The sequence below is a fragment of the Chromobacterium vaccinii genome (assembly GCF_000971335.1).
Classification (GTDB): Bacteria; Pseudomonadota; Gammaproteobacteria; order Burkholderiales; family Chromobacteriaceae; genus Chromobacterium; species Chromobacterium vaccinii.
Genome location: NZ_JZJL01000009.1, coordinates 80458 through 103033, shown reverse-complemented (window position 1 = coordinate 103033; position 22576 = coordinate 80458). Strand labels below are relative to the sequence as shown.

General features: G+C 59.1%; 18 protein-coding genes and 1 other RNA gene. 12 read left to right on the top strand and 7 right to left on the bottom strand.

Features of this window, described 5'->3' with window-relative positions:
- Positions 1-113 precede the first annotated feature (113 nt).
- Together VL52_RS24430 and VL52_RS06710 are read left to right on the top strand one after the other, a co-directional pair.
- Positions 114-605, top strand: a complete 492-nt coding sequence (locus VL52_RS24430) for a putative pterin-binding protein (RefSeq protein WP_046156311.1) — start codon at positions 114-116, stop codon at positions 603-605.
- Positions 605-1978, top strand: coding sequence for a sensor histidine kinase (locus VL52_RS06710; RefSeq protein WP_046156310.1), 1374 nt, complete (start codon positions 605-607; stop codon positions 1976-1978). Before VL52_RS24430 ends, VL52_RS06710 begins: the two co-directional genes overlap by 1 nt.
- Before the next feature lie 9 nt (positions 1979-1987).
- Here the strand turns inward: VL52_RS06710 and VL52_RS06705 are convergent, their stop codons facing one another.
- Positions 1988-2893, bottom strand: coding sequence for a helix-turn-helix domain-containing protein (locus VL52_RS06705; RefSeq protein ID WP_160298920.1), 906 nt, complete (start codon positions 2891-2893; stop codon positions 1988-1990).
- A gap of 391 nt (positions 2894-3284) precedes the next feature.
- Between VL52_RS06705 and VL52_RS06700 the strand changes: the two genes are divergently transcribed.
- The 4 genes from VL52_RS06700 (at position 3285) to VL52_RS06685 (ending at position 5584) form a co-directional block, all read left to right on the top strand.
- Entirely contained in the window at positions 3285-3542 is a 258-nt protein-coding gene (locus VL52_RS06700; protein ID WP_046156308.1) for a hypothetical protein, read from the top strand.
- A gap of 91 nt (positions 3543-3633) precedes the next feature.
- The gene (locus VL52_RS06695) at positions 3634-4098 is read left to right on the top strand and encodes a MarR family winged helix-turn-helix transcriptional regulator (RefSeq protein WP_046156307.1); all 465 of its coding nucleotides are present in this window, start codon (positions 3634-3636) and stop codon (positions 4096-4098) included.
- Complete coding sequence (locus tag VL52_RS06690) at positions 4095-4667, top strand: cysteine hydrolase family protein (RefSeq protein WP_046156306.1); 573 nt, start codon at positions 4095-4097, stop codon at positions 4665-4667. Before VL52_RS06695 ends, VL52_RS06690 begins: the two co-directional genes overlap by 4 nt.
- The gene (locus tag VL52_RS06685; RefSeq protein WP_046156305.1) at positions 4664-5584 is read left to right on the top strand and encodes an FUSC family protein; all 921 of its coding nucleotides are present in this window, start codon (positions 4664-4666) and stop codon (positions 5582-5584) included. The genes VL52_RS06690 and VL52_RS06685 overlap by 4 nt, the downstream gene beginning before the upstream one ends.
- Before the next feature lie 10 nt (positions 5585-5594).
- Here the strand turns inward: VL52_RS06685 and VL52_RS06680 are convergent, their stop codons facing one another.
- Positions 5595-8759 (bottom strand): EAL domain-containing protein, encoded by a 3165-nt coding sequence (locus VL52_RS06680; RefSeq protein WP_046156304.1) that lies wholly within the window; start codon positions 8757-8759, stop codon positions 5595-5597.
- 106 nt (positions 8760-8865) lie between these two features.
- Between VL52_RS06680 and rnpB the strand changes: the two genes are divergently transcribed.
- The 6 genes from rnpB (at position 8866) to galE (ending at position 15084) form a co-directional block, all read left to right on the top strand.
- Positions 8866-9325, top strand: an RNA gene (gene rnpB, locus VL52_RS23160) — RNase P RNA component class A.
- A gap of 137 nt (positions 9326-9462) precedes the next feature.
- Positions 9463-10521: a tRNA dihydrouridine synthase DusB gene (gene dusB / locus VL52_RS06675; RefSeq protein WP_046156303.1), complete on the top strand. Its 1059-nt coding sequence runs from the start codon at positions 9463-9465 to the stop codon at positions 10519-10521.
- Positions 10522-10566: 45 nt separating this feature from the next.
- A complete protein-coding gene (locus tag VL52_RS06670; protein ID WP_011134100.1) occupies positions 10567-10803 on the top strand; it encodes a helix-turn-helix domain-containing protein in 237 nt (78 codons plus the stop codon).
- A gap of 180 nt (positions 10804-10983) precedes the next feature.
- Complete coding sequence (gene purH / locus VL52_RS06665; RefSeq protein ID WP_046156302.1) at positions 10984-12561, top strand: bifunctional phosphoribosylaminoimidazolecarboxamide formyltransferase/IMP cyclohydrolase; 1578 nt, start codon at positions 10984-10986, stop codon at positions 12559-12561.
- Between the two features lie 131 nt (positions 12562-12692).
- On the top strand, positions 12693-13970 hold the full coding sequence (purD, locus tag VL52_RS06660; RefSeq protein WP_046156301.1) for a phosphoribosylamine--glycine ligase: 1278 nt from the start codon (positions 12693-12695) through the stop codon (positions 13968-13970).
- A gap of 109 nt (positions 13971-14079) precedes the next feature.
- Positions 14080-15084: a UDP-glucose 4-epimerase GalE gene (gene galE, locus VL52_RS06655; RefSeq protein WP_046156300.1), complete on the top strand. Its 1005-nt coding sequence runs from the start codon at positions 14080-14082 to the stop codon at positions 15082-15084.
- Between the two features lie 47 nt (positions 15085-15131).
- Here galE and VL52_RS06650 read toward each other — a convergent pair whose 3' ends face one another.
- From VL52_RS06650 to VL52_RS23805, 5 genes are all read right to left on the bottom strand, one after another.
- Positions 15132-15617: a hypothetical protein gene (locus tag VL52_RS06650; RefSeq protein ID WP_046156299.1), complete on the bottom strand. Its 486-nt coding sequence runs from the start codon at positions 15615-15617 to the stop codon at positions 15132-15134.
- Between the two features lie 183 nt (positions 15618-15800).
- Positions 15801-17123, bottom strand: a complete 1323-nt coding sequence (locus VL52_RS06645) for a capsule polysaccharide biogenesis protein (protein WP_052729184.1) — start codon at positions 17121-17123, stop codon at positions 15801-15803.
- 21 nt (positions 17124-17144) lie between these two features.
- Positions 17145-19211: a capsule polysaccharide biogenesis protein gene (locus VL52_RS06640; protein WP_082113661.1), complete on the bottom strand. Its 2067-nt coding sequence runs from the start codon at positions 19209-19211 to the stop codon at positions 17145-17147.
- 566 nt (positions 19212-19777) lie between these two features.
- Entirely contained in the window at positions 19778-20389 is a 612-nt protein-coding gene (locus VL52_RS24425) for an acyltransferase (protein ID WP_144410176.1), read from the bottom strand.
- A complete protein-coding gene (locus VL52_RS23805; RefSeq protein ID WP_160298919.1) occupies positions 20389-22575 on the bottom strand; it encodes a capsular polysaccharide export protein, LipB/KpsS family in 2187 nt (728 codons plus the stop codon). The genes VL52_RS24425 and VL52_RS23805 overlap by 1 nt, the downstream gene beginning before the upstream one ends.
- Position 22576 lies beyond the last annotated feature (1 nt).

The window sequence follows — 22576 nt, the reverse complement described above, 5'->3', positions numbered from 1 at the left end:
TTTCGGAACCCTCCTGAAATGTTGAACGCATTTTCCACTGCGGCTCATGGTGGTAGGCTAGCCGCTTTGCCGATTGGGGCGGATGGCCGCTTTCGGCGTGATAGGAAGGAAAAATGCGAACAAGCGTGAGATTGTGGCTGGCCGGGTTGTTATGGCTGGCGAGTTGCGGCATTGCCCAAGCCGCTGATGCCATCCTGGTGGTGAAAGGCAATATCGGTGCCTTCAACGATGCCGCGCGGCGCGAATACCGTTTTAGCGAGCAAGACTTGCTGAAGCTGCCGCAGCGGACCATCCAGACCAAGACGACATGGACGCCCAAATCCGCATTCTCTGGGCCGGCGATCAAGGACATTCTGCGGGCGGCCGGGGCGCGCGGTTCCGAGATCGACGTGGTCACTTACGACGACTACAAAGTCACGCTGCCGATCAGCGATCTGGCCCGTTACGATCCCATCATGGCCCGCTTCCTAAACGGCAAGCCGCTGGAGCGGCGCGATTTTGGCCCGCTGTGGGTCATGTATCCGGTCAGCGATTTCTCCGAGTTGCAGAAAGTGAAGTCGGACGCCAAGTTGGCTTGGCAGGTCAGGTATATCGTGGTGCGCTGATGAAGCTTTACGCCCATGCCCAGCGGGGGCGGCCCTGGCTGATTTTTTTCTTCATGGTCGTCCTGTTGCCGATGTCGTGTTTCTTGTACGTGCAGAGCACGCTGTTCTCCAAGGACGCGCTTGAGCAGGCCGCGGGGCCGGGCGAAGGATATTATTGGGCCGCCTCGCAGTACCGCTACGCGGTGCAGCGCTTGTACGGCGAGGCCAATGCCTACGCGCTGGGCGTGGAGACGTTCGACGATCTGCAGATCGCCTACGACGTGCTGGAGTCAAAATACCTGGTGTTGAACCGTTCAGTGTCGCCGCAGCTGCGCAAGAACGCCGGCTACGCGGCGCTTCTGGAGCGGATTGCCGGCTTCATGGCGCGCACGGCGGTCTTGTTTCCGGAGACGCGGCATGACGCGGCGGCGATGAAGTCGCTGGCGGCGTTGGACGAGATGTCTCCGGTGATTGCGGAGCTGGTGATGGCGGCGCATCTGGACGAAGTCAGACTACGGGACGTATCGATAGAACAGATGCTGCGGCTGCGCAACTTCGCACTGGGCTGCTTGATCGCCTGGGCGGCGCTGGCGGTGTTTCTGGCGCGGGAGCTGTGGAAGGCGATCCGGCGGCAGGAGATCATTGAGTTGCAGCGCGGCGTCATTTCCGCCGCGCAGCAGGCGAAAGAGGAGGCGGTGCAGACCGCGTTGGCGCGCTCCACCATGTTGTCTTCGGTCAGCCATGAAATTCTGACGCCCTTGCATACGATACAGGGCGGGGTGGAGTTGTTGTCCGATCAGGCGGCGGACCCAAGGGCGCGGCGGACCATCGCCAATGTCAGAACCGCGGCGGACTACCTGTCCAGGTTGATGCAGGATTTGCTGGACATGGGCCGGCTGGATGCCGGTCGGATGACGTTGAAGCCGACGGCATTCGCGCCAGACTTGCTGGTGGCGGGGGTCGTTGGTGAATTCCAGTCGGCGGCCAGGGCCAAGGGCTTGCTCTTGTCGTTTTCGGCATTTGAGGAGGCGAGCCGAGAGGTTTGCGCGGATGCGACGCGGGTGCGTCAGGTTGTCGGCAATTTGATTTCCAACGCGCTGCGCTACACCGACCACGGAGAGGTTCATGTAGCGCTGGCATGGGAGCCGGATGCGCAGCGGCCTTGCCTGGTGCTGACGGTCAGCGATACCGGCATCGGCATCCCGGAGCATGAGCGGGGCGCGCTGTTCGATGCGTTCAGCCAGGGCAAGGGCGTGAATCGGGGCGGCGCGGGCATGGGGCTGGCGATTGTCCGGAAAATCGCGGCTTTGATGGGCGGCGAGGCGTACTTGGCGAGCAGCGAGGCGGGCAAGGGGTCGGTGTTCATCGCCCGGTTGCCGGTCGAGGCTGTGTGACTTTCGCGCTCAGCCCTGTTCCCGCAGGTCCTTTTTCAATTGCGCGATGATGGGCTTGAACAGGCCGGTTTTCTGGAAGTAGCGGACGCCATGCTGGTCTATCGCGCGTTCGATCTCAAGCTCGCTGGCTTCGCCGGTGATCAGCATGATGGGCGTGCCGGCAACATGCCGCTGCCGGATTTCTTCCATCAGCCCCTCAGTGGTTTCGCCCCTGCCCATGGACCAATCGAGTACGAAGGCGTCGTAACGGATACGTTGCAGCGCTTGGCTCAAGTCAGCGACGCGGGTATAGGTATCCGCCGCGTAGCCGGCTTGCTCCAGAAAGCCTTGCATCACTTCAGCGGCTTCGGCGCGGTCGTCCAGCACCGCCACCCGGTAGGCGCTGATCGACGCGTCCAGTACCAATGACGCATAGACGCGGTGCAATGCCGCATGCTCCGGCGCTTCCTCGAGATTGCCCAGCCACCAGCCGCCGTGTTCACCATCTTTCCATCCAATGAATTGTGCGTTTTGCGCACTGCTCTGGCGTGAAATCCAAGCGATTGTCGCATCGTCTCCATTAATTGCATTCCGTTTTTTGGCGGAGACGACCATGGTTTCCTGTTCGAGCAGCCGATCGCAGAGCAGCGTGGCTTGAATGCCGAGGCCCTGGAAGGCCAAGCCTGGAAGCGCGTCGCGAGCGCTGCCTTCCTTCAGGCCTAGCAGATAATCCGTCGAGCAGTTGACGGCTTTCGCAACCTTGGCCACTTCTTCGATATTGAAGGCGATTCCGCCTTTCAGCTTGCGGTTGGCGCTGGAAAGGTCGATCTCGAGCAGGTCGCGCAGCCAGGTAGTGCGTTCGCGTTCGGCCATGCCTCTCGCGTCCAGTAATTGAGTAAGCCGGGCCAGGAAGAGCGGTTTGAAGTCGTCTGTCACGGCGGGCTTCTCTATGGGCGAAAAGGAGAAAATGCTAACAGCAAACAACATGATTGACAAATATGCCAATTTAAATAGCATTGCGTAAAGCGCATTTTATAGTTTCTAAGGCTGCGTAAAATGCATATTTTTTACAATGAAATTTGAATAAGTGGTATGTTTTGAAATGTTGAAGGCATGAATCTAATTTTGGAGCGAGACTGAGTTCCGGTCGGAAATTATTGTTTTGATGAGAAGTTTCTATCGGTTGAAGTGTTTGGGTGTATCCGTTTTTGATGATGTGCTGTGGAAATGAGCTTGATCTGGCCGGAGCCGGATGGGCTGGCGCGGACTCGGCATTGCGCGAGACCCGCGTCGCCTATCGGCTTTTTATGTGAGCGGGGGAGAGGGAATGGCATTAGAAGCGTTAGCGCAGAGGATTGAAGACGACGATTACGCGGTGGATACGATACAAGGCCGGCGGGTTCTCGTCACGGCTCCGGTGATGTTGGGGGCTGCGGGATCGGATTGGGAAGGTGCTCCCATTTTCGGACGGGATTATCTGGTGGACTTGCTGGCTTTGGGTTTGGCCCATCAGGTGTTGGATGTCAAGGATGTGGAGCGGGCGGTGAGCAAGGCGAGTCAGCATGCTGCGACGTGGCGCCGCTGACGATTGTTGGCAGAGTTGAATCGTTGTGTGTTAGGCAAGGGGTTAAATCTGGCATATTGCTATATATTAATAGCTATGTAATAATAGATAAATGATCGAAACCGATTTCTTGCCGACCATCGAAGCCACTCGGCTGCGCCGGCAACTGATGTCCATGGTGCGCAGGCTGCGCCGCCAGGGCAGCCTGGATGTCCTGCCTTTCGGGCTGCTGGCGGTGCTGGGCGCGATAGACCGCGCCGGCGGCGACATCACGCCAACCGAGCTGGCGCGCCGGGAGAACCTGCGCTCGTCCAACCTGGCCAGCGCGCTGCGCGAGCTGGACGCTTCTGGCCTGATCCGCCGCACCCAGGATCCGGACGACGGCCGCCGGGTGCGAGTCGGGCTGTCCGAAGCCGGCGAGGCCGCGCTGCGGCGCAACCGCCAATTGCGGGACGGCTGGCTGCAGCAAGCGCTGCAGGGCCTGAGCGCCGAGGAGCGCGGCATCCTGCTGCGGGCAGGCGAGCTACTGGAGCGGCTGGCCGCGTCCGAACCCACATCGATCAAGGAGCAAGCATGAAAACCGCATTGCTGACGCTGGATTACATCATCGACATCATGCATCCGCAGGGCCGGGTGGCGCGCTGCGCCGGCCATGCCGCCGAGCGCGGCGTGATCGCCGAGGCCAACCGCGCGATCGCGCTGGCGCGCGCGCGGGACTGGCTGGTGATCCACGTCAAGGTGGGCTTCTCGCCGTCCTATGTCGAGATGCCGCAGGGCTCGGCCATTTTCAGCCGCGCGGCCGAGTTGCAGGCGCTGAACCTGCAGGGCGAAGGCACCGCCTTCCATCCGGAGCTGGACGTGCGTCCGGAGGACGCGGTGGTCGCCAAGCACCGGGTCAGCCCCTTCTACGCCACCGGCCTGGAAGCGGTATTGCGCGCGCAGCGCATCGAGCGCTTGGTGGTGGCCGGCGTCAGCAGCACCTGGGCGGTGCAGGCCGCCGCGCGCGACGCGCACGACCGCGACTACCGCGTGCTGGTGTTGGAGCCCGCCTGCGCGGCGGCCAGCGAGGAAGAGCACCAGATGTCGATGCGGCAGCTGGCGGCGATCGCCGGCATCGTCACGCAGGAGCAGCTGGAGGCCTTGTGATCGCCGCGCTGGCCCGGCACTGCGACGGCTACCTGGCGCCGCGGTCTGTCGCCCTGCTGCTGCCGGCGCTGGGCATGGCGCTGATCGACGGCGACCCGCGCTGGCTGAGCGGCGGCATGTTGGCAGTGTGCTGCCTGATCGCGATGGAGCGCGGCCGGCTGGATGCGTCGTCTAGTTTGCTCCAGGCGCTGTCCGCGCTGGGCGGCGCCTTGCTCCTGGCCTGGCTGTGGCGCTGGCCCGCGTGGTTCGCGCTGGCTTGCGGGCTGGCCGCGGAGCTGGGGTGCCGGCTGGGCCGCCGCCGCGCCGCCTGGCGCTCGGTCGCCAATTTCACTTTCATCCCGGCCTTGTATCTGGGCTATGAGATGGCCGAACGGGGCGCGTCCGCGTCGGCCGAGCTGCCTTGGCTGGCCGGCGGCGCGCTGGCCGCCTGGACGCTGCATTTGTTGGCCGGCCGCGTAGGCGGGGCCGAGCGCAAGCCGGGCGAGTCGCCCGCATTCGGGCTGGCTTTTGTTTGCGTCGGGGTGCTGGCCTGGTGGGCGGCGGCCAGCCGTTTGCCGTACGGCCAGTGGTTGGTGTGGTCGGCCGCCAGCGTCTGCGTCGGCGGCTGGGCCGCGGTGCGGAGCAAGAGCTGGCAACGCGTCAGCGCCGCCCTGATCGGCGTGCCTTGCGGCGTGGCGCTGGGACTGGCCTTGAGCGACAGCGCGCCGCTGGCCTGGGCGATGGCCGCGGCGGGGATGCTGAGCCTGACGCTGTTCCGCGCCTACCGCCCCGCCTTCGCCGCCCGCAGCATGCTGGCAGCCGCGCACCTGACGCTGGTTGGCGGCCTGGGCTTGGCGCGCTTGCTGGATGTCGGCGCGGCCGCGGCGCTGGTGTTGCTGGTGTTGGCTGTCGGCGGCTGGCTGGCGTCGCCGCGTTGAACCGCCGCGCTTACGCCGGCTGCATCGGGCGCGGTTGTTGCTGTTCCAGCCGGCGCGTCATCATTTCCTCGGCCAGCGGGCTGCCCAGCAGATAGCCTTGCATCGCTTCGCAACCCAGCGTCTGCAGGAAGCGCTGCTGGTTTTCGTTTTCCACGCCTTCGGCCAGCGTTTCCATGCTCAGCGCGCGGGCCAGGTTGACGATGGCGCTGACGATGGCGGCGTTTTCCTCGTCGCCGGGCAGGTCGCTGATGAAGGAGCGGTCTATCTTCACCACGTCCGGCGCGAAGCGCTTCAGGTAGGCGAGGCTGGAGTAGCCGGTGCCGAAGTCGTCTATCGCCAGCCGCACCCCCATTGCCTTGATCACCGCCAACTGGCGCGATGCCAGGTCGGCATCGGCCATCAGCGTGCTCTCTGTGACTTCGAGTTCCAGGCAATGGCCGGGCAGCGCGTGCCGTTGCAGCGCCTCGCGCACGTCGTCGATGAAGTCGTGCCGCATCAGCTGGTGGGCGGAGACGTTGACCGCCACCCGCATCGGCGCCAGTCCGGCATGCAGCCACAGGCTGGCCTGGCGGCAGGCCTGGTCCAGCACCCAGCGGCCCAGCGGCACGATCAGGCCGGTGTCCTCGGCCACCGGGATGAAGCGGCCGGGCATGATCAGGCCCTCGTCAGGATCGCGCCAGCGCAGCAGCGCCTCGCAGCCCAGCAGCCTTTGTCCGGCCATGTCGTATTGCGGCTGGTAGACCAGGTACAGCTGTTCCTGCTCCATCGCCCGCCGCAGCCGGTTTTCCATCAGCAGCCGCTCGGCCACCTGGGTGTTCATCTCGCGGGTGTAGAAGCGGAAAGTGTTCCGGCCGTGCGCCTTGGCGTGGTACATCGCCAGGTCGGCGTTCATCAGCAGGGTCTGGATGTCGCTGCCGTCGTCCGGCATCAGGCTGATGCCTATGCTGCAGCCGACCACCAGCGAATGCTCGCCGATCTGGAATGGCTGCTGGATGGTGCGCAGGATGCGCTCGGCGATCTGGGCCGCCTCGCCGGGCTGGTTGATGGACGGCAGGATCAGCACGAATTCGTCGCCGCCGGTGCGGCCGACGGTGTCCAGGCCGCGCACCGCGCCGGCCAGCCGCCGCGCCACCTCTTTCAGCAGCTCGTCGCCGGCGCAGTGGCCCAGGGTGTCGTTGATGTTCTTGAAGTGATCGAGGTCGACGAACAGCACCGCCAGCTGGTTGTGCTGCAGCTCGGCCTGGCGTATCGCCTGGTGCAGGCGGTCGTTGACCAGCACGCGGTTGGGCAGGTCGGTCAGCGCGTCGTATTCGGCCATGTGCTGGACCCGCGCTTCCTGCTCCTTGCGCTCGGAGATGTCGGTGAACAGCGCGACGAAGTGGCTGATCTCGCCCTGCGCGTCCAGAAGCACGCTGATGTTGACCCAGCAGGGGAAGTGCTCGCCGCTCTTGCGCCGGTTCCAGATCTCGCCCGACCACTGGCCGCGCTGCTGCAGCGTCTGCCACATTTGCTGGAAGAAGGCCGGCTCGTGGCGGTCGGAGAACAGCATTGAGGCTTTGAGGCCGCGGACCTCGGCTTCGCCGTAGCCGGTGATGTGGCCGAAGGCGCGGTTGGCGGTGAGGATGCGGTTGTCCGGATCGGAGATCAGGATGGCCTCGTTGCTGGATTCGAATACCTGGGCGGCCAGCCTGAGCTGGCGTTCGGCCTGGCGGCGGCCGCTGATGTCGCGCGCGGTGGCGCACAGGTAGGCGTCGCCCTGGTAGTTGAGCTGGTTGATCGTGACTTCCAGGCAGCGCTCGGACTCGCCGGCGCCCTCCATCGTTTCGAAGGTGAGCGGGTAGCCGCCGCCGGGATGGCGGAACAGCGCGTCCGCCAGTTGCGGCGCTTGCCGCAGCGCCTGGTTGGAGTACACCACTTCGCCGCGGCTGTTGCGCAGCGCCACCAGCTCGGTGGCGTTGTCGATCATGAAATGGCTGAGCTTCAGCTCCCGCGCCTGCTCCTTCAGCGACAAATGGCTCTGCGCCAGATCCTGCTGGTAGCGCCGCACCAGCGCGCCGACCCAGCGCACGAAGTACCAGCACAGCAGGCCGGCGAACAGCATCGCCACCAGGGTCATGCCCAGCGTGGCGAGGATGCGTTCGGCCAGCCGGCCCTTCAGCCGCTGGGCGGCGCGCAGGCTGTCGTCCCGTATCGTCTGCACCTTGACGCTGGTGACCAGGGTCCAGTCCCAGCCCGGCAACTGGCGGCTGTAGGCGAGATAGCTGTCGGAGGCCAGGCCGGCGTCGTCCTGCTGGCTGTATTCGACGAAGCCGCCGTGCTTGCCCAGCTGCACCAGCTGTTCGACGCGGGCGCGCTCGGCGGCGGGCAGCTTGAGGTAGGGTTTGCCGACCAAGGCCGGCCGGGTCGGGTACAGGCGGATGATGCCGCCGCCGTCCACGATCATCAGCTCGCCGCCGGCCTGGCCGGCGCGCATCCGCGCCAAGGTGTCCAGGCCTTGTTGCTGCAACGCGGCTTCGACATTGCTGATGTATTCGCCGCTGCCGATCAGCCAGTTGTAGCGTGGAAAGCGGCGGGCGTAGGTGATCTTGTCGTCCATGCGGCCGGCGCCGGGCAGATACCAGCGGTAGGCGGAGAAGCCGCGGCCGGCGGCGTTGTCCACCGAGTCCAGCAGGCCCCGCATGATGCGGCGGCCGCGGTCGTCGCGGTTGTCCAGCAGCGATTGGCCTTCGCGCTCGGGCGCGGTGGGCAGCAGCACGCAGCGGCCGTTCAGGGTGTCGATGAAGAAATAGCCGCGGCCGTCGAAGTAGCGCAGCGGCCGCAGCGCCTCTACGATCAGCTGCTGCACCTGCCGGGGGCTCTGGCGGGCATGCTCGCGGCGCCAGATGGCGTCGGCCAGGCTCCAGGCCTGGTCCACCTGCTCGCGCAGTTGGTGGCGCATGGTGTCATTGGTGCGCTCCCGCAGCGCCGACAGCAGCAGCGCGGCGTGGTCGGCGTAGGCTTGCAGGCCGTCGCGCGCGCGCGCGGTCGCTTCCTGTTCGATGTTTTGCCGCCCGGATTGGAAATCGCGCCAGCTCATCATCAGGAAATAGCTGGCCAGGGTCAGCGCCAGCGCGAACACGATGGCCAGGGTGCCGGACAGCTGCAGGCGCGACAGCCGGGCGGGATTCCATTCCATCACGATCTCTGGACTTCGAAAAGGGATGGTCAGTATACGGGATTATCCTGAATGTCATGAAAAATTGTCAGGCGGCGATATCCAATTTCCGTTAAAATCGCGCTCGGGAGTTGGCCAGGCAATCGCCGCGTTCGCAAGGACGGGGAGGAAAGTCCGGGCTCCATAGAGCAGGATGCCGGTTAACGACCGGGCGCCGCGAGGCGACGGAAAGTGGAACAGAGAGCTGAACCGCCGATGGCCGGACTTGTCGACCGCAAGGTCGACAAAGTCTTTTTTCGGGGCTTGCCCCGGAAAAACCCGCAAGGGCGGATCAGGCAAGGGTGAAAAGGTGTACCGGGAGGCGCAAGCCGGCCCGGACGGGCGGGGAAACCCGCTTGCGGTAAGAGCGCACCGCGGACGTGGCGACACGGACGGCAGGCTAAACCCCATCCGGAGCAAGACCAAATAGGGGGGCGCTAACGTGGCTCGCGTTGTCCCCGGGTAGGTTGCTTGAGCCTGTCGGCAACGGCAGGCCTAGAGGAATGATTGTCCAACGACAGAACCCGGCTTATCGGCCGACTCCCACCCCATTCCTTATTCCTTCCGGCCGCGATTACTCGCGGCTATCGAATCTGCTTAAAAAATAAGCAAAAACTTTTCCCGCCCGGCGAAAATCGCTATACAATACCGACCCTTCCCAGCCATTACCCGTAATTTATTTGTCATGCAGATAGGACCGTACCAACTGAAAAACCGGCTGATCGTGGCGCCGATGGCCGGGGTGACGGACAGGCCTTTCCGCATGCTGTGCAAACGGCTGGGGGCGGGGATGGCCGTTTCCGAGATGATCACCGCCAACAAGGCCTTGTGGACCACGCCCAAGACGCTGCGCCGCGCCAACCATGAAGGCGAGGTCGAGCCCATCGTGGTGCAGATCGCCGGCGGCGAGCCGCAGATGCTGGCCGACGCGGCCCGGCTCAACGTGGAGCACGGCGCGCAGATCATCGACATCAATATGGGATGTCCGGCGAAGAAGGTGTGCAATGTGGCGGCCGGTTCGGCGCTGCTGCGCGATCTGGACAACGTCGGCCGCATCCTGGAGGCGGTGGTGAAGGCGGTGGACGTGCCGGTGACGCTGAAGACCCGCACCGGCTGGAGCCGGGAGGTGAAGACGGCGCTGGCGGTGGCGAAGATGGCTGAGGACGCCGGCATCGCCGCGCTGGCACTGCATGGCCGCACCCGCGAGGACATGTACCGCGGCGACGCCGAGTACGACACGATACGCGCGGTGAAGCAGGCGGTGTCCATCCCGGTGGTGGCCAACGGCGACATCGATTCGCCGGAGAAGGCCCGCCGGGTGCTGGACTACACCGGCGCCGACGCGATCATGATAGGCCGCGCGGCGCAGGGGCGGCCGTGGATCTTCCGCGAGATCCAGCATTATCTGGACACCGGGGAAACGCTGCCGCCGCCGACCGTGGACGAGATCCGCGCGCTGATGCTGGAGCACCTGGACGAGCTTTATGGTTTTTACGGCGAGTACTCGGGCTGCCGCATCGCCCGCAAGCACATCGCCTGGTACACCAAGGGCCTGGCCGGCGGCAACGCCTTCCGCCAGCAGATGTACAAGCTGGAGAGCACCGACGAGCAGCGGCTGGCGGTGGGTGAGTATTTCTCCAGGCTGGGCGACGCCGGCGATCGTCTAAGCTATGTAGTCGAGGATGAGGACAAGTTGGACCGCGACGGCGGCGCCGTGGCGGAGGGAAAGGCATGCGGCGCTTGACGCCGCGGCCTGGTGGGGACCCGACTTCTGGATACCAATAACAAGATGCAAAACAACGATCACATATCGCAGTCGGTGCGGCTGGCGATGGAGCAATACTTTCGCGACCTGGACGGCGAGGCGCCGTCGGCGATCTACGACATGGTGCTCGCCTGTGTCGAGAAGCCGCTGCTGGAGGTGGTGCTGATACACACCCAGGGCAACCAGACGCGAGCGGCGGAGTTGCTGGGATTGAACCGCAACACGCTGCGCAAGAAGATGAAGTCGTATGATTTGATTTGAAGATAACCGGCCACACCGTAACAGGGTGGCCGGTTTTTTTTGCCCCTCCCGCGCGGCGGGAGGCGGGGATTCGATGGACAGGCTGCCGATTGCTAAAGTTGAAATCTCGCCGATGCGCGTCGTCGGCGGCCTGGGCCGGGTTTTTATTGTGTTCATCCATAGCCAAAGCGATAGAGAAACATGACCAAGATCGAACGAGCGCTGATCAGCGTGTCCGACAAGAGCGGCGTGCTGGAATTCGCCAGGGAGCTGTCCGCCCTGGGCGTGCACATCCTGTCCACCGGCGGCACCGCCAAGCTGCTGCTGGAAGCCGGCCTGCCGGTGACCGAAGTGTCCGATTACACCGGCTTCCCGGAAATGCTGGACGGCCGCGTCAAGACGCTGCATCCCAAGGTGCACGGCGGCATCCTGGGCCGGCGCGACCTGCCCGAGCATGTGGCGACCATGGCCGAGTACGGCATCGGCAATATCGACCTGGTCTGCGTCAATCTCTATCCGTTCGAGGCCACCATCGCCAATCCGGACTGTTCGCTGGAGGACGCGATCGAGAACATCGACATCGGCGGCCCGACCATGGTGCGCTCTGCGGCCAAGAACTGGGCCCACGTCGCCATCGTCACCGACAGCGCCGACTACCCGGCGCTGGTGGGCGAGCTTAAGGCCAACGGCGGCAAACTGGCCAAGGCCACCCGTTTCGAGCTGGCCAAGAAGGCCTTCACCCACACCGCCGCCTATGACGGCGCGATTTCCAACTACCTGACCAGCCTGGCCGACGGCGTGGTGGCGGGCAAGCCCGAGCGCGTCGCCTTCCCGAACCGCCTGAACGCCCAGTTCATCAAGGTGCAGGACATGCGCTACGGCGAAAACCCGCACCAGGCCGCCGCCTTCTACCGCGATCTGGACCCAGCTGCAGGCAGCATCGCCCACTATCAGCAGCTGCAGGGCAAGGAACTGTCGTACAACAATATCGCCGACGCCGACGCCGCCTGGGAGGCGGTGAAGACCTTCGACGATACCGCCTGCGTCATCGTCAAGCACGCCAATCCCTGCGGCGTGGCGGTCGGCCCGGACACGCTGGCCGCTTACAAGCTGGCCTTCGCCACCGACACCACCAGCGCCTTCGGCGGCATCATCGCCTTCAACCGCCCGGTGGACGCGGCGACGGTGGAGGCCGTGACCGGCCAGTTCCTGGAAGTGCTGATCGCGCCGTCCTTCACCGAGGAAGCCAAGGCCATCATCGCCGCCAAGAAGAACGTGCGCGTGCTGGAGATTCCGCTGCAGGTCGGCGCCAACCGTTTCGAGCTGAAGCGCGTCGGCGGCGGCGTGCTGGTGCAGACGCCAGACATCCGCAACGTCGGCCTGGACGAGCTGCGTGTGGTCAGCAAGCGCCAGCCGACGCCGAAGGAAATGTCGGACCTGCTGTTCGCCTGGCGCGTGGCCAAGTACGTCAAGTCCAACGCCATCGTGTTCTGCAAGGATGGCCAGACCGCCGGCATCGGCGCCGGCCAGATGAGTCGCGTCGACTCCACCCGCATCGCCGCGCGCAAGGCGCAGGACGCCGGTTTGAGCCTGGCCGGCGCGGTGGCGGCGTCCGACGCCTTCTTCCCGTTCCGCGATGGCATCGACGTCATCGCCGAGCAGGGCATCAAGGCCATCATCCAGCCGGGCGGCTCGATGCGCGACGAAGAAGTGTTCGCCGCCGCCGACGAGCACGGCATCGCGCTGGTGCTGACTGGCGTGCGCCATTTCCGCCACTGACAACAGCCGGCAAGCCGCCGCGTCCCGACGGAAACGGCGGTAATGAAACCGACTTGGCGCTATGCTATTCAGGTAGGCGCCAACAGGCGGCGGCTTAGGGCCGCCGCCCCACACAATAGAATGGAAACCCGATGAAAGTTCTCGTGATCGGCTCCGGCGGCCGCGAGCACGCGCTGGCCTGGCGCATTGGCAAGTCCAAGCGCGTGTCCAAGGTCTTTGTCGCGCCGGGCAACGCCGGCACCGCGCAGGACGCGAATCTGACCAATATCCCGGCCAACGGCGTGGCCGAGTGGCTGGCTTTCGCCAAGGAAGAGAAGATCGACCTGACCGTGGTCGGCCCCGAGGCGCCGCTGGCCGCCGGCGTGGTGGACGCCTTCCGCAACGAGGGCCTGAAAGTGTTCGGCCCGACGCAGTACTGCGCGCAGCTGGAAAGTTCGAAGGACTTCGCCAAGGCCTTCATGCAGAGCCACGGCATTCCCACCGCCGGCTACCAGACCTTCACCGACGCCGCGGCCGCGCATGGCTACGTCGACGGCAAGGGCGCGCCCATCGTGATCAAGGCCGACGGCCTGGCCGCCGGCAAGGGCGTGGTGGTGGCGATGACGCTGGACGAGGCGCACGCGGCCATCGACGACATGCTGCTGGGCAACAAGATGGGCGATGCCGGCAGCCGCGTGGTGATCGAGGATTTCCTGGTGGGCGAGGAAGCCAGCTTCATCGTGATGGTGGACGGCGAGCATGTGCTGCCGATGGCTACCAGCCAGGACCACAAGCGGCTGCTGGACCACGACCAGGGGCCGAACACCGGCGGCATGGGCGCTTACAGCCCGGCGCCGGTGGTGACGCCCGAGGTGCACAACCGCGTGATGCGCGAAATCATCCAGCCGGTGGTGCAGGGCATGAAGAAGGACGGCCATCCGTATACCGGCTTCCTGTACGCCGGGCTGATGATAGACGACGAGGGCCACCCCAGGGTGATCGAGTTCAACTGCCGCTTCGGCGACCCGGAAACCCAGCCCATCATGGCGCGCCTGAAAACCGACTTCACCGTGTTGCTGGACGCCGGTGTCAACGGCAGGCTGGACAAGGTGGAAGCCGAGTGGGACCGCCGCGTCGCCTTGGGGGTGGTGCTGGCCGCCGCCGGCTATCCTGACGCGCCGCGCAAGGGCGACGCTATCCACGGCATCCCCGCCGAGAGCGAGGACGGCATCGTGTTCCATGCCGGCACCGCGTTCGACGAGCAGCATCAGCTGCGCGCCAGCGGCGGCCGCGTGCTGTGCGCGGTGGGGCTGGGCGACAGCGTCAAGATGGCGCAGGGCAGGGCCTACCAATTGGCCGATGCCATCGAGTTTGCCGGCAAGCAGTACCGCCGCGACATCGGCGCGCGGGCGATCGGGCGCAAGCACTGATCGCTCCGCTCGGCAATGAAACAGCGTCCATCCGGACGCTGTTTTGCTTTGGACAGGGCTCTTTATCTTTCCCTACAATGGTGGCGCGCTCAAAAAATAGGAAGAAACGATGATCTTGGTGACTGGCGGCGCCGGTTATATCGGCAGCCATACTTGCGTTAAATTATTGGAGGCCGGCCATGAGCTGGTGGTGTTGGACAATCTTTGCAACAGCAAGGAAGAAGCGCTGAGGCGAGTGCAGGCGTTAGCCGGCAAGCCGCTGACTTTCATCCAGGGCGATATCCGCGACGAGGCGGCGCTGAATGAAGCGTTCCGCCATCCCATCGACGCGGTGATCCATTTCGCGGGTTTGAAGGCCGTAGGCGAATCGGTGGCCAAACCGCTGGAGTATTACGAGAACAATGTCAGCGGCACGCTGGCGCTGCTGCGCGCTATGAAGCGCCATGGCGTGAACCGGCTGGTGTTCAGCTCCTCCGCCACCGTTTACGGCAATCCAGCCAGCACGCCGATCACCGAGGATTTTCCGCTGTCGGCGACCAATCCTTACGGCCGCAGCAAGCTGATCGTCGAGGACATGCTGCGCGATTTCGCCAAGGCGGAACCGGAATGGCGGATCGCGTTGCTGCGTTATTTCAATCCGATCGGCGCGCACGAGAGCGGCGATATCGGAGAAGACCCGAACGGCATCCCGAATAATCTGATGCCTTTCATCACCCAGGTCGCCAGCGGCAAGCAAGCTTGCCTGAAGGTATTCGGCAATGATTATCCTACCCATGACGGCACCGGCGTACGCGACTACATCCATGTGGTGGACCTCGCCGTCGGCCATGTGAAGGCCGTGCAGGCATTGCACGGGCAACCCGGTTTGTTGACGGCGAACCTGGGCACGGGCAAGGGGTATTCAGTGCTCGACATGGTGAAGACCTTCGAGCGCGTCAATGAAGTGGCCGTGCCGCACGAGATCGTCGCGCGCCGCCCGGGCGACATCGCAGAGTGCTGGGCCAACCCGGCCGCCGCCGAGCGCCTGCTGGGCTGGCGAGCTGAAAAGGGCCTGGAAGAAATGTGCCGCGATAGCTGGCGCTGGCAGAGCCGGAACCCGGCGGGTTTTCCATAAATGAAAATGGTCCGGCAATGCCGGACCATTTTTTATGCTGATATAGCTTAGAAATCGTAGCGGGCGTTGAATGTCAGCACATGGTCCACATTTTCCTTGTGCTTGTGGTGGCCTAGCTTGGAGTCGCCGTACCCGACTTCGAACGACAATTTCTTGTAGCCTACCGATACAAAGGGCAGGGCAGCGAAGCCATTGTGGTCGGAACCGTTTAGATAGCCGCCGTAGATGCCCAGCCCCATCTTGAAGTCACCTGCCACGTTGAAATCCTTGCGCCACCCGGCGGCAGCGTAGTACGCGGTTTTTTTAGCGGAGTCGCGATAAACGGCGCCGCGAACAATGGGCCGGCCCCATGGATATTCCTGAGGCGACCACTCCGCGCCCAGTCCGGGATTGAACTGCTCGAAATCGCAATTGTGCTTGTGGCTATTGCAGCCGTAATGTTTGGAGGCGAAAGGGACCAGCAGCGATACGTCGGCCAATGCCGGAAGAGCGGGGAGCAACAGAGCGGCGAACAACGCGGAACGAACGGACATCTAGACACTCCATTATTGTGGGTTATGGCATCTGACAGTAATCAAATTCACAATTTGTGTAAATAATTGGCATGTAATTTTATTTTTACATATATTTTTAAATCATAAGACGAATTTGACTTATTGCCTGCAGAGAGGTTTTGGCTCAAGTTTTGGCAACGCATCGTGTTTTACCCGCTGTTTTTAGGTTGGCCACAGACGGCCTAGCCATTCCCACAGAGCAGTGATTTCTGCAGCCTCGTCCAGCTCAATAAGGAAAACCGTTGTCAGAGAGAGCAATAGGGGCGCAAAGGCAGATGTGAAAGAACGCGGGCGTGTTTGGCGAGGCAGCCAGTGCGATTCGCCGAAAAAAGCGCCGTTGAGCTGGGTGTGTCTGATCAGATAGGAGCGCAGCTTGCCATACAACTCTCGTTGCGGCGGTTGACACTCTCGCCAGAAACGATCCAGCCCATGTTGGAAAGTCAGCCCCTCCATGTCATACAGCGCGCGCCCCATGACCGCCAGAGGCTTGCCGTGGTGCAGAGCGGACAAGCCGACGGTACTGTTGACGGTGACCACGCCCAGGCTCTGCTTCAACAAGGAAGGCAGATGCGCGTCGTGCAGGTAATGTACCCTGTCGGCGATGCCGGCTTTCTGCGCTAAGCCTTCGATCAAATGACGGTAATTGCGGTGGCCGCGGTCCATAGGGTGGTGTTTCAGCACCAGATGCCGATCCGAGGGGGCGTGGCGCGCGAAGGATGAAATGACGTCGTCGATGAAATCCGTCACGTCTTCATAGTGGCTGTGATTCAGAATCTGGCTGTCGTTGAAGACCTGCAATGCCGTCAGGTAATAGCCTTGGCCCGGGCCGGACAGCACGCGCCGGGTGATGGCGCGCTCGCTTAGCCGATAACACTGCTTGCGCCAGCCGGAACGCAGCCATAGCGCGCATTCGCGGAACGGGGAGAAATCCTTGTGGTGCTGGTAATGAGGATATCGCCGTCTCCATAGCCAGCCAGCAGCGTAATAACTGATGGCGGTGTACGCCATCCTGCGGAATGATGGCTGAGTTGGCCGGGGTGCCGGGGAGTCGCTGGACTCATGCTTCAGAATAGCGGCCGGATCGTCTGCCAATTTCGAATAAGCGTTGACGCCACCGGACTCAAGGGTGACATAGTCTGGACGCAGATAACCTTCCTCAAAGGCATAGAAAGCCAGTTTCCGGTCTCGGCAAAGCTCGGCGGCGATGCGATGATAGCGGCGGCAGTCGCCAAAGCAGACCACGCCGTCGATTTGCTTGTCTCGTAGAAACAAGGTCAGCCAGGCCGCGAAGTCTTCCAGTCGGCCATCGTAGTCGGTGCTAGGCAGGCGGCGATGATAGAGCCTGTCGCCGCCGTTGAAATTGATCTTGTGGACGGCGACGCCATTGTCGCGTAGCCAATCGGACAGGGCATTGAAGAAGGGCCCCATCGGCCCCTGCAGCAGCAGCAGCCGGCGGTGTCTGAGCAAAGGTTGGGCGGCAAGCATGGTTCTTTTGATGTTTTATGGTCAGCGAAGGGTGCGCAGCAAGCCGCGCGCTTTGCGCCATTGACGGGCCAGCCAGCGGGTTGAGACATAGTTTGCATGGTCGCGGGCTTTTTGCCGACGCAAATATTCCACAACCACTTCCACGCGGGCGAAGCCATCGTGACCGGGAATCGTATAGCGGGGGTAGGCGATCAACGCGCCGTAGACCAACTGGTCCAAAGTCAGCCGGCGCTGGCGGTGCGGGAGCGGCAGCCGGTCAACGGTCAGGCCCCATCCTGCATAGAACGGACTGCCGTGGCAGTGAACTCTTTTGCCCTGAAGCAAGGCTTCGAATCCTGCTTGAGAGGTCATGGTATGGATCTCATCTGCCGCCGCCAGGCAGTCGGCAATGTCTGCTCCCGTGGCGACCTGATCGGCCAGTCGGGCTAGCTCGCTGGCAGGGACCGCGCCTTGGCGGTTGCCGGATACGACGTCAGGATGCGGTTTGTAGATCAGCCAGGCATCCGGGCGAAGTTGCCGGGCCTCACGCAGTAGCTCAAGGTTGCAGCGTATCTCCAGCGAGGCTTCGCGGATCGAGGCGTCGTCTTCCACCTGTCCCGGCACCAGCACTACGGTTTTGCCCGCGGCTTCCGCGGGAAGCTGGAAACCGCCTCCCACGTTGTACTTGCTGAGCTTCAACTCGACCAACTGCTGCCTGAGCCGCGCTGCGCGCGCGGTTTGCCAATCATCAAGCTGCAGCGTGTTGAGCAAGCGCTCAAGGTCTGAGCCGGAATGCGGTGAGTAGTACAGGCCGCCGCGGTCCACCACCAGCGACATCGGAGGCATCAAGTTGGAGCCGAGACCGACCGAGCGCAGAAAGCCATCCTCCATTCTGAGCAAGGGCAGGCCGCGCTGCGCCGCCCATTCGGCGATATCCGGCCGCATGCCCCAAACCACCAGTTTGCTGTCCGGCGGCAAGGCGGCGGGCAGCTTGTCTAGTCTGGAAATGAAACGCAGGCGGTTGTCCGGCGTCTTGAGAAAGGGCCAGACAGCTGCCCGCTTCCACAAGCTCATGCCCACGCACCAGAGCGTCCCGCTGGTCTGTTCCCGTAGTTCCCGGTTCTGTCGAATCCATTCTGCAACGTCAAAGAAGGTGCCTGGCTCGCCGGTCTCCGGATGAATGTAACGGGCGTATTGCAGATAGGCTGCGTGGAACAGCTCTTCCAGCGTGCAGCGCCGCTGGCGCCGCTCGCTCAGCTTGGGCATGTCGGGATGGCGGTCGTCGGTCAATCCCCAGCCGGCATACCAGGGCATGCCAAAGCACACTACTTTGCAGCCTGCGATCAAGGCTTCGAAACCCATGTGGGAGGTGGCGGTATAGACGATGTCGACTTGGGACAACAGCGATTGCGGGCAGATGTCTTCTGACAGTAGCCGTATACCCTCTGGAGCCTGAGGCAAATAGCCTCGCTTCTTGCGCGCTACTACATCGGGATGGGTTTTCACCCATATTTCAGCATCAGGATGCTCATTGCAGGCGGCTGCAAGCATTGTTTGAAAGGCCTGAGCATCCGCGCCACCTAACTGAACTGATATATCGCCTTCAGTCTGATCCAGTACCAGTACGCGCGTTCGTCCTGTACGTAGCGGCAACTCTGCAGCCGGTGCATGGTTGTATTTGGACAAGCGGTATCGCTTGATCCAGGCTAAGCCATTGGCGGCATTCCGTATTGACTCATCCGATAATGAGTCGGTGTTCAGCATTTTTTCCAGTCGAGAAGGATGGTTGGCATCGTAATAGATGCCGATGTCGTCCTGGACGATGGATAATGGTGATGTGCCATACACGGCTAATCCCAAGGAACGGAGAAAACCGTCTTCCAGCGACCAATAGGGTAGCGAGTGCGTACGGGAGAATATTCGCGCACGTAGGGATGATGGCCGTAAGCCCCAACCGGCTACTGCGGTTAGCGTGGTTATATTAAATGCCAAGTGGTTATGAATGCGCCGTACTGGCGAGCCGAGAAGGGCTGCTAGGTACGGGATGCGAGCAATACCTGAGGACAAAATGGCGATCACTTTATCAGCCTGTCCAATATTGAGATACATTCCTGCCAGGAAAATATCTTGTAAGGCTGGTTAGGTTTTCTCATGAAGAACTACCATTCTATTTAAGAGTGATGAGGTTGGAATTGCTACCATTCTGAATGAGAGCTGGTAAATCATAGCGATTTATAATTAGTAGTCAATGCCAAAATGGAATAATTTTCCAATGGTTTGTGCGACACATTATCATGTGCAGAGTTACATTGCTGAAAGAAATTAAAATAGTTGTGTATGGGTAACTCTGTTATTTTAATAGTAAAAGTGTGGCGCTATTTTTTCGCTAAATGATTTGAGGCGGCACATCTTGGTTTTGACAAGCCTGAATGCTAATGTTTGCCCACCATTTTGTTGCGTATAGAGGCCTTACTGGTATTTTTCCGGGAGAGATGGCATTGTGTTACTCGTTAATTTTCACAAGCGGGCCGCTCTGACAAGAGGTTTTCTGGTGGTGGCCAGCGGTGAAAAGATAGTTTTTGATTGTGTTGTTCCATTGAAATTTTTATTAATCGGTTTGTGCTAATATAGGTTGCCCATTGTGTAATATCTGTTGGGTCAGAAGCATCTTTACATTATCCTAAAAGCTTTCTGTCCCAGGTTGTATTGGTTTTGATTAATTTTGCAGGTACTCCAGCATAAATACAATTGCCCTTATATTCCCCAGATGGAACAACAGATCTGATTCCTATGATCGTATTTTCGTTTATACTGGCACCTTTTAATATTGTTGTATGGGCGCCGATCCAGACATGATTATGTACAACTATATCCTCCCCAAAGTTAATTCTCTCGTTATTCTCTATGTTAATTATTGCATGGGAGTCTGTTGTTCGGAACTCGATGCCCCAAGCTATCATGCAGTCTTCGCCGATAGATATTGATTTGCCCTCGCCGCATATAAAGTTGGCTCCGCCAATAGTAGTTTTATTCCCTATAGTAAACCTGTTCCCATCGGTAAGCTTCATTATTAACTTCCCGCTCAAGCGACAATTCTCCCCTATTAGTATTTCATTGTTATTGCTCTCAATTAGTATGGAGAAATTATTAAGCAACGAGCCTTTCATAACTGTAATTTTGTTATTGTTCCCTTTTATTTTTATCTCGCCGCCTATTAGCTGGTTATTTTTTGTTTCTTGAAATGTAATGCAATTTCCCTCTCCCGATATGGTAATATTCTGATCCATTATTTAATTACCTTCCCTAGTATTTTAAAGATTCCGTGTCGCGAGTCCCTGAAAAATTTTCCAGGCGTTTCGACTAATTTTTTAAATTTTCTCTTACGGGTTATGTTTTTTTGTTCGATACTGGATTTGTTTTGATTTTGCTTGTGTTCTTGTGGAAGATTGCTAGTGGAGGGAGTTTTTTTTGGCGCCCCCGTTCTAATAATACCGCCTTGGTTTCTATATCGGTCAAATAGTATAGATGATGTTTGAATTTTAGGTGCGGTAGACCTTTCTAAAACCATTTCTTCAAAATTTGGGACTCTTAGAATGTAATAGTCAATCGCAGTGGTTGCAGTCATTTTGCTTCCATCTGTCCAATCAACAAGCCGAGTTTTGAAATTGGCAAATGAATAAAAATCTTGCGAGAGATATTTTATAAATCTAATCACTTTCTCTTGGCATGGTTTAAAATTGTCTATGCTATTAATTAGCTCGGTGGCTGTTGTGACACTTTTGCAAAGACCTGAGTGGTTATAAAAAGCATTCCCTGCGACAAACACTGGCTTTTCATGGATAAGGCCAGTTACCCCTACGCCAGAATTGATTAATAGAATAGCATTTGATGCCTCTATCAAACTGGTAATGTTAAAATTATTTGCATAATAAGCCCCAGGTATATCTGGGGCGCTATTCTCTAGTGGATGTTTTTTAATTACAACTTTCCAAGAGGATGGTAATGCTTCCACTAATTCTTCTATGAGTGAAATGAAGTTTTCATAGGAGCCAATGGGCCCGCAAAAATGTTGGATGACAGTATCGGTTGGTCTTTGCAGTGGAATAAATAATATTTTATCAAGAGGGTTTAAGTGCAGAGTGTTTTTCAAGCTGTAAGGTGTAATTTTTTCAGGTTGTAATTCTAAATATTTTTGAGAGTTTTTTTCGTTAATTATATATTTTAAACAATCTTTTCTTTGTTGCTCTGTTAGGGGGAGATCCCAATTTTGGGGATGATAACTTGAGCTGTCATAATTAAAGCCATTGCTATCAATAAAAACTGAGTCTGGCAATGCTCCTCTCTCACAAACGTAATACGGAATTAAATTTCCCCTAATGACATTGTAGATGCTGTGCATCTTTTCCGAGGAGTAAGGGTTGTGAAAGATTACTCTGTCAATTTGATTGTTTTCTATATATTTAATTATATCAATCCCATCAAAATCACACTCATCCAGTAAAATTAGTTCTCCAAAAAATGGCGAGGTCCATTTGTTGTATACCCACGGATTATTTCTGAATATTATAGATTTGCCGCTGGAAATCATTTTTAAAGCTTCAGGTTCTTTTCCTGTTTTTGCGAAGTCGGCGATTTTCTTTTCAAATTTCTTTTTGTTTTCAGACTTCCCTTGAATATAATTACTGTTGTGCTCAATAGGATGCCATGCATGGAACATTACCATCCCTTTTTTGAAGGTAATGTCGCCAAATAAACGGTAAATGCTTTTCCAACCTTTGTATTCTTGTATTGAAGAAAAATTACTATAATCTAATTGCGCATCACTTGGCAGCGGGAACTTTCTATTTCGGCGAAATGCTCGACAAGTATATTCAAGGTCCTCAAAACCCCATGCCTCAAACTCGGGGTCATTTCCACCTGTGCATAAATAGTGGTCTTTTCTCCAAATAGTGACCGATGTTCCTGTGGAGAATTTTTCTATTTTATCTTTATTGTCCTCAATAAGATATTGAATAAATTTTGATTTTCTTGTTAAGTGCGGCGTTTCAATAAATTCTGACGTTGCATCTTGAGTGAGATATATAACACCAAACATAATAAAATTGTCGGCAAATTTATCTAGTTTTTGAATAGAGCATTCATTTATTGCGTCATTGTAAAATCCATTGTATGGCATTAAGTCTACATCTTGAAATAAGATATATTTCCCATTTGCATTTTGTGCTCCAAAATTTCGAGCGCGGCCTATGGAGAAAAGAGATGTTTCTGATTCAATTCTTAGATATGTTGCGCCAATGCAGCGGCACTTCTCAATTAATTTTTCGGATAAATATTTAGGAGAGCCATCATCAACGATCATGAATTCAATTGATGTAGGGCATTCTTGATCAAGTGACATGTAATCAAGGCGCTCTATGGCATCAATACGCTCAGGGGAAATGCGAATAGGAATAATGACAGTCATTATGGACATG